This window comes from Chitinophaga sp. ARDCPP14, assembly GCF_051362515.1.
Classification (GTDB): Bacteria; Bacteroidota; Bacteroidia; order Chitinophagales; family Chitinophagaceae; genus Chitinophaga.
In genome coordinates, this window is record NZ_JBKIXB010000014.1 from 144,925 (window position 1) to 163,523 (window position 18,599).

General features: G+C 47.8%; 7 protein-coding genes. All 7 read left to right on the forward strand.

Annotation, left to right across the window (positions count from 1 at the left end; translation table 11 throughout):
- Positions 1 to 109: 109 nt before the first annotated feature.
- The 7 genes from ACLHR0_RS28780 to ACLHR0_RS28810 all read left to right on the forward strand — a co-directional run bounded on the left by ACLHR0_RS28780 (position 110) and on the right by ACLHR0_RS28810 (position 18,595).
- The gene (locus ACLHR0_RS28780; protein ID WP_370910108.1) at positions 110 to 703 is read left to right on the forward strand and encodes an RNA polymerase sigma factor; all 594 of its coding nucleotides are present in this window, start codon (positions 110 to 112) and stop codon (positions 701 to 703) included.
- A gap of 117 nt (positions 704 to 820) precedes the next feature.
- Entirely contained in the window at positions 821 to 1,828 is a 1,008-nt protein-coding gene (locus tag ACLHR0_RS28785) for a FecR family protein (protein WP_436491287.1), read from the forward strand.
- Between the two features lie 403 nt (positions 1,829 to 2,231).
- A complete protein-coding gene (locus tag ACLHR0_RS28790) occupies positions 2,232 to 5,873 on the forward strand; it encodes a SusC/RagA family TonB-linked outer membrane protein (protein WP_436491289.1) in 3,642 nt (1,213 codons plus the stop codon).
- Between the two features lie 11 nt (positions 5,874 to 5,884).
- Positions 5,885 to 7,372 carry a RagB/SusD family nutrient uptake outer membrane protein gene (locus ACLHR0_RS28795; protein WP_436491291.1) on the forward strand — a complete coding sequence of 496 codons (1,488 nt, stop codon included), beginning with the start codon at positions 5,885 to 5,887 and terminating at the stop codon, positions 7,370 to 7,372.
- A gap of 35 nt (positions 7,373 to 7,407) precedes the next feature.
- The gene (locus ACLHR0_RS28800) at positions 7,408 to 8,307 is read left to right on the forward strand and encodes a zinc-binding metallopeptidase (protein WP_370910112.1); all 900 of its coding nucleotides are present in this window, start codon (positions 7,408 to 7,410) and stop codon (positions 8,305 to 8,307) included.
- A 33-nt stretch (positions 8,308 to 8,340) separates the two neighbouring features.
- Positions 8,341 to 9,642 carry a DUF4302 domain-containing protein gene (locus ACLHR0_RS28805; RefSeq protein WP_436491293.1) on the forward strand — a complete coding sequence of 434 codons (1,302 nt, stop codon included), beginning with the start codon at positions 8,341 to 8,343 and terminating at the stop codon, positions 9,640 to 9,642.
- Positions 9,643 to 9,673: 31 nt separating this feature from the next.
- Complete coding sequence (locus ACLHR0_RS28810; protein WP_436491295.1) at positions 9,674 to 18,595, forward strand: right-handed parallel beta-helix repeat-containing protein; 8,922 nt, start codon at positions 9,674 to 9,676, stop codon at positions 18,593 to 18,595.
- The last annotated feature ends 4 nt before the right edge of the window (positions 18,596 to 18,599 follow it).

Consider the following 18,599-nt stretch of genomic DNA (forward strand, 5'->3'; position numbering starts at 1 on the left):
TGTTACTAATTTATGCAGCAAAATAGATGGCCATTGCCTTTGGGAGACCTGGCTTTTTTCTAGCCATATAAATTATATTCCACGATATGATTTATATAAAAGAAGAGATATGAATATACCAGATGCTGAATTAGTAGTGCGGTTACAAAACCACGAAGTAAGCGCCTTTGATAGTTTGTATTGGAAGTATCACGGCGCTGTATACCGGAATATTTTCAAGTTTGTGAAAGATGATGTGGTTACAGAAGATATTCTCCAGGATGTTTTCGCACGCCTGTGGGAAAAACGGCAGGATATCGAGCCAGACCAGTCTGTGAGCGGCTGGCTGTTTGTGATCAGCTTTAATATGTGTGTGTCTTTTGTAAGGAAAAAGCTGCGTGAACAGGCTTTCCACAAAAATATCTTCCAAACCGATACGGATGATGCGGTAGCCATTGAGCGCAAAAATATCGATGAGGAACAATATCATTTACTGGAACAGGCGATTTCAAAACTATCTCCTAAAAAAAGAACCATCGTAACCCGCTGTAAACTGGAAGGTAAAACCTATGAAGAAGTAGCCAATGAACTGAACATCTCCCGTAATACAGTAAAAGAACACCTGTCTGCCGCCATGATCAAGCTAAACGACTATATGCAGCGCAACGGCGATCAGAAATACATTGTGCTCCTGATGCTGTTCCTGAGCTACCCTGATTCATAAGCAGATAAACCTATTTCATATTATCTTTTAATTAATATTTTGTTTTTTCAAAAAAAGTTCAAAAACGACCCACCCATTTTTATTAACTGCGCGTATTTAGATTAAACCATCACGCTAGTGCCCAACAGAAAGGAATATCTCAAACAGCTGTTAAGTAAAGATCAATGGACTGCCACAGAGCAGGAGTGGATGGTAGAATACCTGGATACCAATGATTTTTCAGAACTGGAAACAGTAGCCGCCGAATATTTTGAGGCCGACCTCCTAACGGCAAAGCATATATTAGATAAACGCCTGTCGGACAGGATGTTGAATAACCTTCATAAGCGTATAGGCGTTGCAGATAGTTCTTTCAAAGGAATCTTCCGGTTGTTTAAATATAAAGCAGCAGCGGCCGCCGCCGTACTGTTACTGGCAGGAGCCGCCTGGTACATGCTACTGCACGACCGCGTAAAGCAAAAAGTGTTTGCCACCACATCAGAACGGCAAACCGTGAAACTGCCCGACGGTTCAGTGGTACACCTGGAGAAAGGCTCCAGCATTACCTACCCGGAAGTGTTTGATAAAAAAAATCGTGAAGTAATATTAAAAGGAGAAGCTTTCTTCGAAATCAACCACGATGCAAAGCACCCTTTTATCATCTCCTCTTCGCTGATCAATACTACCGTATTAGGTACCTCCTTTAACATGGAAGTACACGAAGGCAATACCGCCAGGGTAGTAGTGGTATCAGGAATGGTGCAGGTGAATACCCGTGAAGGCAAACCGCATAAAAACGGCCAACTGGTACTAACAGCCAACAAAACCGCGGTATACAACCCGGCCTCGCAGGACCTGTTGTTACAGGACGGAACAGAAGATGCCAAATTCTTTGCCCAGAAAACGAGTGGCAAATTTATTTACAAAGGAGATCCGTTGTCAAAAGTGGCAACAGACCTGCAGCGATATTACAATGTGCCGGTAATAACCGACCAAAGATCGGCACAGTGCAGGTTTTACGGATCATTTAATACAGTGGACGATTTAGAAAAAGCACTTGCGTTAATTGCTTTTTCATTAGATGCCAGAGTCAAAAAAGATAATATCAATAAAGGATATATCATCGTTGGTGGAAATTGTAAGTAAAATAACGACCGCTATATCGTTAACCAAACTATATTTCAAATGAGAAACTGCTATCAACAAAGCTGAACCAAAATTTAAGAGAATAGAAATTTCAGTCTGGTATACTATCCTGGTGGCCTTTTAGCCTGAAAGAACTTCATGCTGGTTAGTTAACTAGTGATCACGAAAACTGATCACAGGGCCACCTGTTGCCAATACTTACCGTGAATAAACCGTAGAATTATTTTCAACCAAACTAAACTGTACATGATACAAGTAATACCCTTACCGCCCGGCTAATATATTGCCATGATATAGTTGATTGAAAAACACCCTGCTTACGCAGAAGGCCCTTTATTGCCCGGTTTTGTCCAAAAACCGGAACGGGGAACCTATGGCCGAACGAAACCAATAAAAAACAATTATGTTCAGAAGAAAACTATCATTCATCTATTGCTTACTGCTCCTGCTGGCAGTAACGCAAGCCCACGCCGGCAACGGTTTGCAGGACGCTCTTGATAAAAAAATTACGATCGAACTAAAGAATGTCATCCTTAAAGACGCACTGGAAAAAATAGGCAGCCTCGCAGAAGTTTCCTTTGTATATGTAGGCAATGAAGCCCTGGATGTGAATAAGGTAAGCGTAAATGCACACAACGAGAAAGTAGGCGACCTGCTTAATAAACTGCTTACGCCCTATTCCCTTTCCTATAGCGTGATGTACGACCGCGTAGTAATCAAACACGACAGCGGCAAAAAACTGAATCAACTAACGGTAACGAATACACTACTAAAGCTCAACGTTCCTGTTACAGATGTAAAAGGAGTGGTGACCAATGAAAAGAAGGAACTCTTACCCGGCGTAAGCATCATGATCAAAGGAACTTCCCGCGGAGTGACTACCAACGATAAAGGCGTATTTGAACTGAAGAAGATCGCCAACGATGCTATACTGGTATTTAATTTTACCGGGTATAAAACAGAAGAAATCAGCGTGGCGGAATTCAGAAGCGGCACGCTTACCATCATACTGAAAGAAAAACCTACCCGCCTCCAGGAAGTGGTGGTAACCGGTTTCCAGAGCATCGATAAATCTAAATTCTCCGGCGCCGCTACCCGGCTGAAAGGAGAAGATGTGAGGATCGATGGTATGACAGATGTTAGTCGCATGCTGGAAGGTAAAGTAGCCGGCGTTGCCATCCAGAATGTATCCGGTACCTTCGGCTCCGCCCCCAAAGTGCGCATCCGCGGTGCTACCTCTATTAATGGCGACAACAAGCCATTATGGGTGGTAGACGGCGTAGTACTGGAAGACGTGGTAAATATTTCCAATGATCAGCTTTCCAGCGGCGATCCCACCACTCTACTCGGTTCCGCAGTTGCCGGCCTCAACTCCAACGATATCGAAAGCTTCGACATTCTGAAAGATGCCGCAGCTGCTGCGTTATATGGCGCCCGCGCCATGAACGGGGTAGTCGTAATTACCACTAAAAAAGGTCGTGCAGGCAAGCCCGTTATTAACTACAGCGGCAACTTCAGTACGCAGCTGAAACCCAACTACAATAACTTCAATATCATGAACTCCGGTCAGCAGATGTCTGTACTGGCAGAACTGGAAAGAAAAGGAATCCTTAACTCAGATATCCTTTCACGCGCTGATATCGGCGTATTCGGAAAGTTATATGAACAACTGGATGCAGATGGAAATGGCAACTTCCCGGTAGAAAACGATCCGCAAAGTAAGAAGGCTTTTTTACTGCGTTACGCGAAAGCCAATACCGACTGGTTCGGACTGCTCTTCCGCAACAACTTCGTACAGGAACATTCGCTCAGCATTTCTTCCGGTACGGATAAATCACAATCTTATTTTTCTACCAGCTTTTACAGTGATAACGGCTGGACCCTCGCGGATAAAGTAACCCGTTACACACTGAACTACCGCAATACCTACAAACTCTCAGACCGGTTATCTGCCGGATTTTCCTCACTGGCTTCTGTGCGCCGTCAGAAAGCGCCCGGCGCCCTTACCCGCAGCAGTAACCCTGTGGAAGGACAATACGACCGCGATTTCGATATTAACCCATTCAGCTACTCGCTGAATACAAGCCGTACACTTACTGCCTATGATCAAAATGGACAATTGGAATACTTCAGAAGAAACTATGCTCCCTTCAATATCATCAATGAACTGAAAAATAATTACCTCGACCTGAACATGATGGATTTGCGCCTGCAGGGCGACCTGACTTTCAAGCTGACAAAAAATATCCGCTACGAATTTACCGGTGCTATCAGGTATGTAAAATCATCCCGTGAACACCAGATTGCAGAGAATGCCAACATGGCCAATGCTTACCGCGCTGCCGGTAATGCTACCATCGCGGAAAGGAATAAATTCCTTTACCGCGATCCGGAAAATCCCGATGCACAACCGGTAATTGTTTTGCCCGCCGGCGGTTTCTATAACCGTACGGAAGACCAGCTGCTGAACTATGATTTCCGCAATGGCCTCAACTACTCCGACACCTTCGCCCAGAAACATAATATCAACGTATTGGTAGGTCAGCAGGTAAAATATGCCGACCGCCAGAACGCTTCCAATACCGGCTACGGTTACCAATACGATAATGGCGGCGCCACTTTCACTGACTACCGCATTCTCAAACAAACCATTGAAAGTAACTTCCCTTACTTTGGCATGAGCAGGGACTATGATCGCTTCGCCGCTTTCTATGCTACCGGCACCTATGCCTATAACAACAAGTATAACTTTACAGCCACCGGCCGCTACGATGGTTCCAACCGCCTCGGACAATCCCGTAAGGCAAGATGGCTGCCCACCTGGAGCGTAGCCGGTTCCTGGAACATCGACAGGGAGCCTTTTGCGGCCAGTATCCGCCAGCTGGACTATCTCACGCTGCGTGCCAGCTACGGCTTAACCGCCAGCATGGGACCCGCCACCAATTCAAACATCGTATACCAGACCGTTAATACCAACAGGCCTCACCTCACAGAAGTGGAGTCAGTGATCCGCCTGTCGCACCTGCAGAATGATGAACTCACCTGGGAAAAATTATATACCACCAACATCGGTGTTGACGGAGGCTTTTTCAATGGTCGCCTCAACTTCAGCATAGACGCTTACACCCGTAAAAGCTTTGACCTGATCAGCCGCATCAAAACTTCCGGTATCGGCGGTGAAATGTTTAAGGCGGCCAACTATGCCGATATGGATTCAAAAGGGGTGGAAGTGATGATAGGCGGAGATGTGTTCCGTAGTAAAGACTGGGGCTGGAAATCGAACGTTACGCTCGGATACAGCGTCAATAAAATCACCAATGCAAAAAATATCCCCGGTATTTTCGACCTGGTGGTGGCAGAAGGTGGTAACACCGAAGGCTATCCTGTGCACAGCCTTTTTTCCCTGCAATACACCGGGCTTGATCCTAAATCAGGCTCTCCGGTGTTTATCAACCAGGACGGTGCTGTCAGCGGCGATGTAAACCTGCAATCATTAAATACAGCCCACCTGGTATACGAAGGTCCGGTTGATCCACCGGTTACCGGCGGGTTCTCCAATACTTTCCGCTATAAAGCGCTATCACTGAATGTATTTTTCACTTACCAGTTTGGAAATAAAATCCGCCTGTACCCGGCTTTCAAAACTTCCTATTCAGACCTCGATGCGATGCCTAAAGAGTTTTATGACCGCTGGGTAATGCCGGGAGATGAAAGCAAAACAGGTGTTCCCTCTATGCTGGATGCTTTTGAGCAGATATTGCTGAGAGGCGCTCACCCTTACAATAACTATAACTACTCTACCGAAAGAGTGGCGAAAGGAGATTTCATCCGCCTGAAAACAGTGTCACTTACTTACCAGCTGCCGGGTGTAATCATCAAACGCGCAGGATTAAGCAATGTGGCTGTAAGCGCTGCTGCCATTAATCCATGGCTGATCTATGCCGATGAAAAGCTGCAGGGTCAGGATCCCGAGTTTTTCAACGCTGGTGGCGTGGCACAGCCTATCCAGAAACAATTCACTTTTTCATTGAAAGTAGGTATTTAAAAAGAAGCACTATGTCAATGTACTATATAACCTCCGCGAATAAACGAAAAATAAAGCCTGCCATCATCGGGGCATTTGCACTGATGGCCCTTGTCACCGGAGGGTGTAAAAAATACCTGGAACAGGTACCAGACAGTACCTGGACAGATCTCAGCTCGCCAGTAAAGGTGAGCAAGCTGCTGGGAACTGCTTATCCGCAGGCCAGTTACATCACGATGTGTGAAGCCATGTCAGATAATGTGGGCGACAAGGGAGTGGGAGAGTACTACCGCCCTAACGGTGACGCCTATCTGTTTAACGACATTCAATGGATAGAGGAAGACTCTCCGGAAGCTTACTGGAGGGCTTGCTACACTGCTATCGCCGCAGCCAACCAGGCGCTGGTTGCCTGTGAAAAGGCCGCCGATCCGGCCGCTTATACCCGTCAGCGGGGCGAAGCGCTGCTGGCAAGAGCCTATGCCCACTTTATGCTGGTAAATATTTTTGCCAAAACCTACGATGCGGCTACCGCTGCAAACGATCCGGGAATACCATACGTAACAGTACCGGAAACCGTGGTAATGAAACAATACGAACGCAAAACAGTGGCGTATGTGTATGACATGGTGGAGAAAGACCTGCTCTCCGGGTTGCCGCTGATCAGTGACGACGCCTACAGCGTACCCCGTTTCCATTTTAACCGCAGCGCTGCTTATGCCTTCGCCACCCGGTTCTACCTGTATAAAAAAGATTACGCGAAAGTAGTAGCCTATGCCGACAATACTTTTTCAAACAATGATGTGGCCTCCAACATGCGCCTGTGGAATACCACATATGGCAGCATGTCGCCGGCGCAGATCTTTGATATTTATGCCAATGCCAACGAAAAAGCCAACCTGCTGATCGTGGAAGCGCCTTCGCTGTGGGGCCGCAATGCGGGCCGGCTCCGGTATGACCTCGACTTCCAGCATGAAGCGCTCATCCTGGGCAGGAATGTTACCGGCGGCGTTTGGTCCTACCCGTTATACTACTACGGCTCACAGGATTATTTTGTGCCAAAGCTCTCTGAGTACTTTGTAAAGAACTCCGTGAATGCTACCATTGGTCAGCCCTACGTAATGACACCGCTGTTCACCACGGAAGAAGTATTGTTTAACCGTGCAGAGGCCAATGTGTATCTCAACAACACCAGCGCCGTACTAAAAGATCTTAACCTGTTTGCCAGCAAACGTATCCGGAATTATAATGCCTCCCTGCATAATATTTCCCTGGCTGCTATGCAGAATTTCTACGGTATCAGCGATGCGAGAACGGTTTGTATCCGCACCATCCTTGACTTCAAGCGTGCGGAGTATGTGCAGGAAGGCCAGCGCTGGTTCGATCTGCAGCGGTATAAGATCCCCGTGGTGCACACCACCCGCGAAGGAAAAGTACTGGAGCTGAAAGCCGATGATAACCGCCGCCTGTTCCAGATACCGGCGTCGGCCACTACCTCAGGAATAGCATTGAATCCAAGATAATAATAGCGATAGTACCAAAATTAATACATACACAAATGAAAGCATTCTTACTCATCATCCCTCTTTGCTTGCTGATGGCCTGCAGCAAAAAAGAAGACCTGGGCAATGTGGAAGATATTCCCGGCCTCGGCGGAGATACCTGGGCCGCTTCTCCATTGGATAAATGGCTGCACGATACCCTTACCGTGCCTTTTAATATTGCCGTGAAATATAAATGGGACCAGTTCGAGTTTGAACTCAACAAAACATTGGTACCCCCTAAAGAAGAGAAAATAATCCCGGTGATGTCGGCCATCCGGCAGGTATGGATGGACACCTACATTGCGGAAGCGGGCGCTCTCTTCTTTAAAAAGTATTGCCCCAAGTATTTTATTCTCTCCGGAAGCGCCAGCTGGAATGAAAACGGCACCATCACCCTTGGCACCGCAGAAGGCGGCCGGAAGGTAGTGTTGTACCTGGTAAACGATTTCCTCACAAAGTCGATGGAAGGCTACAAACCTTCCGACTCCGCCAACGTGAAACAGATGTTCCATGTCATAGAACATGAGTTCGGACACATCCTGCACCAAACAGTGATGTACCCGGTGGAGTTCAAACGCATCTGCGCGGGTTTTTACACCGGTAACTGGAACAACATCTCCGATATGGCCGCTCGCCGCGATGGCTTTGTAACGCCCTACGCGATGTCGGCCTTTGACGAGGACTTTGTGGAAATGGTATCTACCATGCTGGTAGAAGGAAAGCAGGGCTTTGATGCCATCGTGAACAGTATCCCGGAAGGAACCAGCATCAACGGCGTAACCAAAGCAGAGGCGCAGTCGAGGCTGCGCCAGAAGGAGGCAATGGTAGTCAGCTATTTCCTCACCGTATGGCATATCAATTTTTATAGCCTTCAAACCCGTACCAGGAAAGAAATTAATCAGTTACTCTATTAAAACGAAAGACTCCGGAGGAGTAAAAATAATAGTATGAGAAATAATCTGATCTGCTTATTCTTCATCATCACCGGGATGTTTGCCTGTAAAAAGGAAACAGATCCGCTGTTTGATAAATCACCGGACGAACGTATCAATGATACATTGGCACGGTACCAGCAGGTGCTCACAACGGCGCCTTATGGCTGGAAAGCTTTCGTATATCCTGCCGGCGTTCCGGGCAGTGTATTTGGCTTTTACTTTAGTTTCTCTGATGCTAACCGGGTGCAGATGTTTTCCGACTTCGATGCCCCCAGCACGGGAACCATGCGCGAAAGCAGCTGGCGACTGAAAGCATTGCAGCAACCCTGCCTGCTGTTTGATACCTATTCCTACCTGCATGTGCTTTCCGATCCGGATGCTGGTCAGAATGGCGGCCAATACGGCCAGGGCCTTGGCTCCGATTTTGAATTTGCTATTAATGGCGCCGCGGGCGATACCGTTTGGCTGACCGGCCGTTTCCATGGCAGTAAAGCCATATTGGTGAAAGCTACGCAGCAGGATAAGGATAATTATTTCCAGCACCGTATTAATCGCTCCATCGATAGCATCGGCGCTATACTTACTTATTTCCACAAGTTTACCACAGGCGGCAACCGGTATGATATCAGTATCAATCCCTACCTGCACCAGGTAAATTTTACCTGGATCTCCAACGGCAAGGTAAAACAGGCTTCTACCGGTTACGTATACACGGCAACAGGTATTTCCCTGATGCCGGCATTTACCGACAGCACCATCACTATTAATAGTTTCGACCAGGTGAAGTGGGAAAATGGCGCCATTACTTTCACGGTAAACGGTAAACCCGCAGCCATCACGGAAACGGTAACGCCATTGGCGATTGATGCAGCAGCTCCCAAAAGATGGTACCGGTACGCGTTGCAGAACGAAAGCTACTGGGCTACCTATTATGGCTTCCATGTAAATGGAAAGGACGACGCCTGCGGTATCACCGGCCTGCCAGCTTATGCTTTCCTCACTTACTATCCCCAGATAGACGGCCCCGGTACTTCCCTGGACTTACTCGGTTTTGTTGTGAAGCAGGAAACGGGCGAAAATGTGATCTCTTATGGTCCCGGCTACGACGCACCCACCTTTACTTCGGATGGCAGGATCATTTTTAATGATAACGGCTTATATGGCAAGTTGCCCGCCGACAGAACCGCTATCAATAAAACGAGGTCGCTGATGGCCGATCCGATGGGCTTTTACCTGGTACAAACCAGCTCCCTTACCTACGACATGGTAAGCGCCCGGGATGGTAAATCATGGATCAACTGGCAGGGATTCTAAATGCATTCAACCAAAATTCAAATAACCTCATATGAGAAATTGTACTGTTCATTATCTATATAAAACAACATTACTTGTAGGAGTATTGCTGATGCTGGCCTGCCGGTTGTCGGCACAAACGGATATCGGCATTGGTCAAAGCACTTCCGGTAACACCAACACGGGATATCCGTGCCCGTTACAGGATTACTATGAAGGCACCAGGACGCAATACCTGTACCGCGCTTCAGAGCTGCATGCCGCAGGAATGAATGCCGGTGTTATCAGCGGACTGAAATACAAGGTGCTCAACCTCAACGGCGCCGATACGATCGAGCAGTATACCATAAAAATTGGCACTACTACTGATACGGCGCTGGACAATAGCACCTGGGTACCCATTACCAACCAGGTATTGGGTCCGGTTAATTATCTGCCGAAAACAGGTGTCAATGTTTTTCCTTTTGGCTCTGCTTTTTTCTGGAATGGCACAGATAACATCGTAGTGGAAATATGTAACGGTGCGCCTGATTCAGATAACAATGTTACCTATACGAATAACCCGGAAGTACCGTATACAACAGGACTTCCTTTTAACGCGTCACATACCTACCGCTCCGACGGACTGAATTATTTGTGCGGTACCACCAGCACCACTAATACCGGTACCATGACCACCCGCCCGGATGTGATCTTTTCCTGGACGCCCGCTGTGGCCTGTACCGGTACGCCCGCTGCAGGAACTGCTACCGCCAGTTCATCAACCGTTTGTATGAACGGGCAGGTAACCATCACCTTGTCCGGCACTACTATTGCCTCCGGTATTAAATATCAATGGCAGAAATCCACTGATAATACTACCTGGACCAATATTCCCAACGATACTACCAACCGCCTGGTAACTACACAACCGGCTACTACTTACTATCGCTGTAACATAACCTGTGTCGCTTCCAGTACCACTGTTACCTCCAATGCGGTAACAGTTACTTCTCCGCAGGCGGTGTCAGGCGTCTTCAATATTAATAAGGCCCTGCCTACCGGTGGTAACAACTTTGCCTCCTTCAATGATGCCTATAATTTTATTAAGTGTGGTATCAACAATGCCGTTGTATTTAACGTGGCTCCCGGCAGTGGCCCGTACAACGAACAACTGCTGATCACACCGGTACCAGGTGCCTCTGCTACCAATACCATTACCTTTAACGGTAACGGCAACACGCTTACATTTGCGGGTACCTCTTCAGCGCCGGCAGTGATCCGGTTGTCGGACGCCGACTATTTTACTTTTAGCAACCTGGTGATTAAAACCAGTGGCGCCAGCAACGGATGGGGTGTACATCTGATCAACGATGCAGATTATAACACAATAAAGAACTGTACATTCCTGCTGGATTCTACCGCCAGTTCCACCAGTAACGCAGGTATCGTTATCAGCAGCTCGCTTACTTCAGCTACTACTACCGGAGAGGCGAAATGTGATTTCAATATCTTCTCTGATAATATTATCAATGGCGGTTACTATGGAATTGCATTAACCGGCAGCAATACTTTTGCAAATGGTAATAATAAAGTTACCGGTAATAAGATTAGCAATTTCTACAGCTATGGTATCTATGTAACCGGCTCTTTTAATACGCTGATAGAAAATAATACCATCAGCCGGCCGGCCCGTACCGGTGTAGGCACCTTCTACGGTATCTATTTCACGAATCTCAGTACAAAGGCAAACGTTACCCGTAATATCATCAGCAATCCTTTTGGAGGAGCGCCTAACAGCACCAGCGCGGCTTACGGCATTTATTTCAGCAGCACCGATGCACTCGCACAGCTGGAAAACGTAGTAAGCAATAACCTTATGTATAATTATACGGGTAAGGGAGATGCTTATGGTATTTACAACTCAGGATCCGACAACGTTTGGTATTACCATAATACCATTGCGCTGGATGGAACTGCCACTACAGGTACTACCTATACCGCCCGCGGCTTTTATCAGACATCCAAGGCAGACGGTATCGAATTTTTAAATAACCTCATTGCTGTAACACGTGGTGGTGGCGGCAGCAAGTATTGCATATACTTTGCTGCAACCAACGGTACTATTCATGCCAACAGGAATGATTACTACCTGGCTGCCGCCGGTGGCACCAGCAATGTAGGCTACTTTGGCGCTAACAATGCGGCGTTGCTCGATTGGCAAACCGCTTCTGCACAAGATAGCAACTCGGTAAGTTCCAATCCGCTGTTTGTATCTGTCAGCACCGGTAACTATCAGCCGGCGAATGCTTCTATCGATAACAAAGGTGTACCGGTAAATATTACTGTAGATATTAATAATGCAGTAAGAAGTACCTCCACGCCTGATATTGGTGCATATGAGTTTACGCCGGGTCCCTGCATTAATCCACCGCTGGCAGGTAATGCACAGGTAAGCCCATCCGTGATTTGTGTGAACCGGAAAGTGGCGTTATCACTCACAGATAATTCTATCGGGCTCGGACAAACCTACCAGTGGCAGCGGTCAGCTACCGCTACGGGTACGTACACCAACATTGGCAATGTGCTTACCAACCCGGATACAGTGATCACAGCGGTTATAACGTCTTATTATCGTGTAGCCGTTACGTGTAGTGGTAACACCGTGTACTCACAACCAATACTCCTTACTGTAAACCAGGCATTCCCAGGTGGCGGCTATACCATTAATAAAAATGCACCAGCCAGCGCCACCAACTTCATCAGCTTTAACGCTGCCAAAGCGGCAATGGAATGCGGTATACAAGGCCCTGTGGTAATGAATGTAGTAGCTGGTTCCGGTCCTTACCTGGAGCAGCTGATCCTCGACTCTATTGCAGGCGCCTCTGCCATTAACACCATCACCTTTAACGGTAACGGCAATACGATAAAATTTGCACCTACCGATGATAATGAAAGGGCCGTGATAAAGTTGCGTGGTGCTGATCATATTACCTTCGACAGCCTAACCATAGACGCTACCAGCGATGATTATGGCTATGGTGTGCAGATGCTCAATAACGCTGATAGCAATACTATCCGCCGCTGCAACCTCATCATAGATCAAACAGGTACCTACAATGAGTTTGCCGGTATCGTGATCAATGGTAGTGAATCCAGTCCAACCACCGGTTCCAACAACGATTGTGATGGCAATATCATCACAAAAAACACCATTACCGGCGGGTATAACGGTGTGCTTATCTATGGCGCTACTGCTTCTATCCCCACACGTAATACTATCAGTTACAATATCATAAAAGACTTTTATGAAACAGGTATTACGGTAAGCTATACCACTAATACCCTGATAGATCATAATGATATTTCCAGGCCGGGCCGCGACAATGACAGCTACTCCCTGTATGGTATCAGCGTTGAAAACAAAGCAGCTGATGTGGTGGTGAGCAATAACCGTATCCATAACCTGTTGGGCGGTGCACCAGGCAGTACTTCTACTGTTTATGGAATGGAGTTCTCTTATGCAGATGCAACCGCCACTAACCCGGCGAAAGTTTTCAATAACGTGATCTATGATTTCCGTGGTCAGGGTACGCAGTATGGATTCTCCAACTACAGCGCCGACTATGTCTACTATTATCACAATACAATTGCGCTGAATGATCTTAAGAGTACCTCTTCTGATGAAGCTACCGGCTTCTATCAGTCGGGTACTGCTACAGGTATCCAGTTCTTTGATAATATTCTTGATGTAAGCAGGTCCGGTAAAGGAAACAGGAGAGGTTTGAGCATAGGCACCAGCACGGTGCTTACGTCCAATTACAATGATATTTATGTAAAAAGCAATTTTAATACAGCTTATATAGGCGGTAACTATCCTACACTTGCAGCATGGACTGCCGCCACTAAGCTGGACAGCAACTCTTTGTCTATCCAACCTGTGTTTGCAGATCCTGTTGCCGGTAACTACGCAACGGTTATCTCTCCACTGGATAACACCGGTAAGCCGGTAGGCATTACTACCGATATCCTTGGTGTAACCAGGAGTACTACCAAACCAGACATGGGCGCTTACGAAGTGAGCGTGCCTAATTGCAGCAAACCAGTGGTACCGGGTACTTCCACCGTATTCCCGCTTACACCGGTGTGCATGGGTACCGATATTAAGCTGGATCTTACCGGCAACAGCACGGGTGGCACACAAACCTACCAGTGGCAGCGTTCTACCACCGCTGCAGGTCCATGGGTAATTGTCAGCGATTCACAATATGTGAGCGTATTTAATACTACCATTGGAGTAGAAAACTACTACCGCTGCTTAATCATATGCGGAGGCACCGACAGCGCTTATTCTACCGTGGTAAAGGCTAACCTGAACCCGCCATTGCTGGCAGGCACCTATACCATTAACCCTGCTGCGCCTACCAGTCTTACTAACTTCCAGTCGTTCAGCAGCGCTGTATCCAAACTGGAATGCGGTATAGCCGGTCCCGTTACCTTCCTTGCAAAGGCAGGTACCTATACAGAGCAGGTCACCATGCATCATATCCCCGGCGCTTCTGCGGTAAACAGGGTAACCTTCCAAAGTGAAGCCAACAGCGCAGCTGCTGTAACGCTTACCTACGCCGGTACATCTGCATTGAATTATGTATTGCAGCTGGATAGCGTAGACTATGTTACCTGGAGAGCTATTACCATTAAACCGGCAGGCACCACCAACGCAAGGGCAGTGGTGTATGCCAATGCATCTTCGTACGACAGCATCGCTAACTGCGCCATTCCGCTGCCGGTTAGCACCAGCACCGGTACTGCCGTGAGCGGTGTGTATGCCGATGAATGTATCGGCACTGGTAACGTGATCACCGGTAATACCATCACCAACGGGTCGAATGGCGTTTACTGGGAAGGCAGTTACAGCGCCGTTGCACGCGGACTTGTACTGGATAGCAATATTGTAGATAAACCATATTCAAACGGCTTGTATGTTGAGTACGCAGATAGTGTGATGATCCGGCGCAACCAGGTGAACCTGGGTGGTAACATGGCAGCTGATGCCTATGGTATCCATACAGATAACACCAACGGCTACTCGATTTCAGCCAACAACATTAAGGTAACCAATACCACCGATGATGTTCACGGAATATACCTTTACTACGCGACTGCTGATGCCGGCGTAAAAGGCATTGTATCCGGAAACAGGATTACTGCAAGAGGAAATATTACCGGGGAAGTCCGTGGACTGGAACTTTACCAGGCAGATGGGGCTACCATCTCCAATAACGTGATCAGTGTTAAAGCCAATGGTGTGAATGCGTACGGTATTTATAGTGAAAGCAGTTCCAACCTCAGCTACTACAATAACTCGGTACTGAACAGCTCCACTACCACCGGCGATAACTATGCTGCATACTTCAGGCATACGGCGTCTTACTATGGTAATATCAAAGTAAAGAATAACATTTTTGCTTCAGATACCAGCGGTATCGCCATGTATATCGCGAACCCGCTTTACATGAAGAGCGATTATAACACACTGTATACAAAAGGTACCGTGCTGGTGAAACAGCTTACCCCTGCGGGCAGCTATGCTACATTGCATGACTACATCACAGCGGATACACTGGATATAAATTCAATTGTATACAAACCTGCATTTACAGATGATACCACGCTGCAACCAGCCATTGCAAAGCCCGATGTATGGGCTATCCATGGCCGTGGTGTGCAGATAGAAGGTAATGACAAAGACATCAACGGCGTTGCCAGGGCGGTTAAACTCACCGACGGCGCGCCGGATATGGGCGCTTACGAATTCCTGCCCACTTCCGTGCCACCGGTGCTCCCGGCATTCCCGGCTACACCGGCTCCCGGCGTTACCCAAACATTTATGTTTGGTACGGACACGGTAACAAAAATTACCTGGAACCCGGGTACGGCGATACCCAATAACATAGCGGTAAGACGCTACTCCGGTATTAAGCCGCCAAACCTGGCTACAGGCAGGGACTTTATGTATTTCTACACCGATGTGGATGTAACACCGGCCAATGGTCAGTATAACTTTAACATCGATCAGTTCTATATCGATCCGTGGCAGGGTTATATCAGGCGCCAGAAGGATATCCGGATGGGCCGCACAGACAGTGCCAATGCATGGATCGTGGATTCGCTGAGCCATGTATATGATATCCCGAATGTGATCAGGGATAGCGCTGTACACTTCCTGGATAAATTCACCGGTCTCAATGGCGGCACGGCTACTTCTCAATTGCTCCAGCCGGCCGACAGCTCCAACCGCGGTACCCGCTTCTGGGTAGGTTATGGTCACCACCAGTTCTTCACCGGGGACAACTCGCAGAACATGGTGCTGTACCTCAATGCACAGGATTCTTCTAACGTAACCGTGCGTATTAATGGCACCAGCTGGGAAAGAGTGTATCACATTCCGGCCAACAAAACCATCACTACGGAGATAATACCAAAGAGTGGTCTGAACGATGCCCGCCTGATAGAGGAAGGATTATCAGATAAAGGTATCAGCATTGAAAGTGATGTGCCTATTGTTGCCTATGCGCATATTTATGGCAGCGCCTCTTCCGGCGCCACCATGCTGCTGCCGGTAGGTACCTATGGTTATGAATATGCTACACTATCGTCCAGGCAGAATTACAGCACAGACACCTATTCCTGGTTCTATGTAATAGCAGACTATGATAATACAAAAGTGGAGATCACACCTTCTGTGCCCACGCTGGCCGGTAAACCTGCCAATACAACGTTTACGGTTACACTGAATAAAGGAGAAGTGTACCAGGTGCTGGGCGCTATGATGCCTGGCGGTGGCAGCGAAGGATACGACTTGTCTGGTAGCCACATCAGGTCTGTCATCAATGAAGATGGAAAATGCTACCCGATGGCGGTGTTCTCCGGTAGCAGCCGTACCGGTATTGGTTGCGGCATCGAAACGGGTGGATCGGGCGATAACCTGATCCAGCAGAACTTCCCGTCGCAGGCGTGGGGCAGAAAGTATCTTACTGCACCTACCTCTACCAGTGGATCGGCCAGTTCTTTCATGACCAACATTTATCGTGTGCTGGTGAAAGATCCTGCTACCGTAGTGAAAATAAACGGCGCCACATTGACGGGACTGATCAACAACAGGTTCTACCAGTTTGAAAGCAGCACTGCCGATAATATTGAAGCCAATCAGCCGGTGATGGTAGCGCAATATATGTCGTCCAGCGGCAGCTGTCCCAATACCAGCGGCAACGGCGATCCGGAAATGATTTACCTGAGCCCGGTAGAACAGGGTATCAAAAAGGTAGGACTGTACCGCAATACACAGGAGTCTATTACTGTTAATTATCTTACCCTCATCATACCTACGGGAGGTGTATCCTCCCTGCTGATCGACGGCAGCGCTACTTTCGATCATACGTATCCGCATCCTAACGCGACCGGATATACGGTAGTAGTGAAGCGCTGGCCGGCAGCACCTGCACAGTGTACGGTAACCAGCGACTCTGCCTTCACCGCCGTTACCTACGGCCTCGGCAGCGTGGAAAGCTACGGCTACAACGCGGGTACCCTGGTGAAGAATCTGAACATCCTGCCTTCATTTAACAACGTAATGAACAACAGTGGTCAGAACAACACCTACACCTGCGCTAAAACACCATTCCGCTTCTCTATGCTGATACCAGTGAAGCCAACAGCGATTACCTGGAAATTCAGCCAGGTAGCAAGCCTTGCACCTAAAACTGATATCGTGCAGAATAACCCGGTGCCAGTGGATTCTATCATCAGCAACGAACGGAAGTACTATCGCTTTACGGTGCCGGCTGATTACATCTTCAGCAAACCAGGCTTGTATGAAGTGCCTATCCTGATTTCACATCCGGATATTGAAAGCTGCAGCAACAGTTTTGAAAGCATCCTGCAGATAAAGGTAATCCCTGCGCCAGTGGTTGACTTCAGCGTTGACTATACCGGCTGCCTGAACGACGGCGCCTTGTTTAAAGGTACCGCCACTACCAGCAACGGGGTTGCTATCAGCACCTGGAAATGGAGCTTTGCCGATTCTACAGTATCGTCTGCAAAAGATACCCTGAAGTATTTCAGATACCCGGGTGTGAAAGAAGTGAAACTGAGCATTGTAGCGGCAGAGGGTTGCGTAGGGGATACTACCAAAGAAGTGGAAGTGTATGCGCCTGCGCTGGCACAACTTGTGAAAGACTCTATGACCGTATGTAACGGCACGGATGTTACCCTGTCTGCCAGGAATCCTGAACCCGGCGTATTGTACAACTGGTACGATGCTCCAACAGGCGGTACCCTGCTGCATACCGGCAACGACTACACGATTAACAACATTGCCGCCGATGGTAATTACTACCTGGAAACACTCACACACGGATGCCCCGGACTGTCACGCGCTAAAGCCATTGTACATGTATTGCCGGTTCTGGAAACACCGGTAGTTACGGTAGACAGCGTAGGCGTAAACATGATCCGCTTCAAATGGAAGGCGGTTGCCAATGCCACCGGTTACGAAGTATCCCTGGATGGCGGTACCAGCTGGACATTGCCAACTTCCGGCAGGGAAGGACTGGTGCATATCGTTAGCGGGTTACAACCGGTGCAAACAGTGAAACTGATTGTGCGCGCGAAAGGTTGTGAAGACAAGGCATCACTGCCGGCTGAAGGTAAAACCTTGCCTGACGGCATCTATATTCCGAATACGTTCACACCTAACAATGATGGCCGGAACGATGTACTACTCGTGTATGGTTACATTATCAAGCAGCTGCACATCACCATTTTTGACCAGTGGGGTGAAAAAGTATTCGAATCCAACAATCAGTCTGTTGGCTGGGATGGCAACTACAAAGGAAAGGCATTGCCCTCCGGTGTATACATCTATGTATGTCATCTGACCCTTACAGACGGAAGTAAAACAGAGAAGAAAGGAGTTATTAACCTGATCCGCTAAAAAC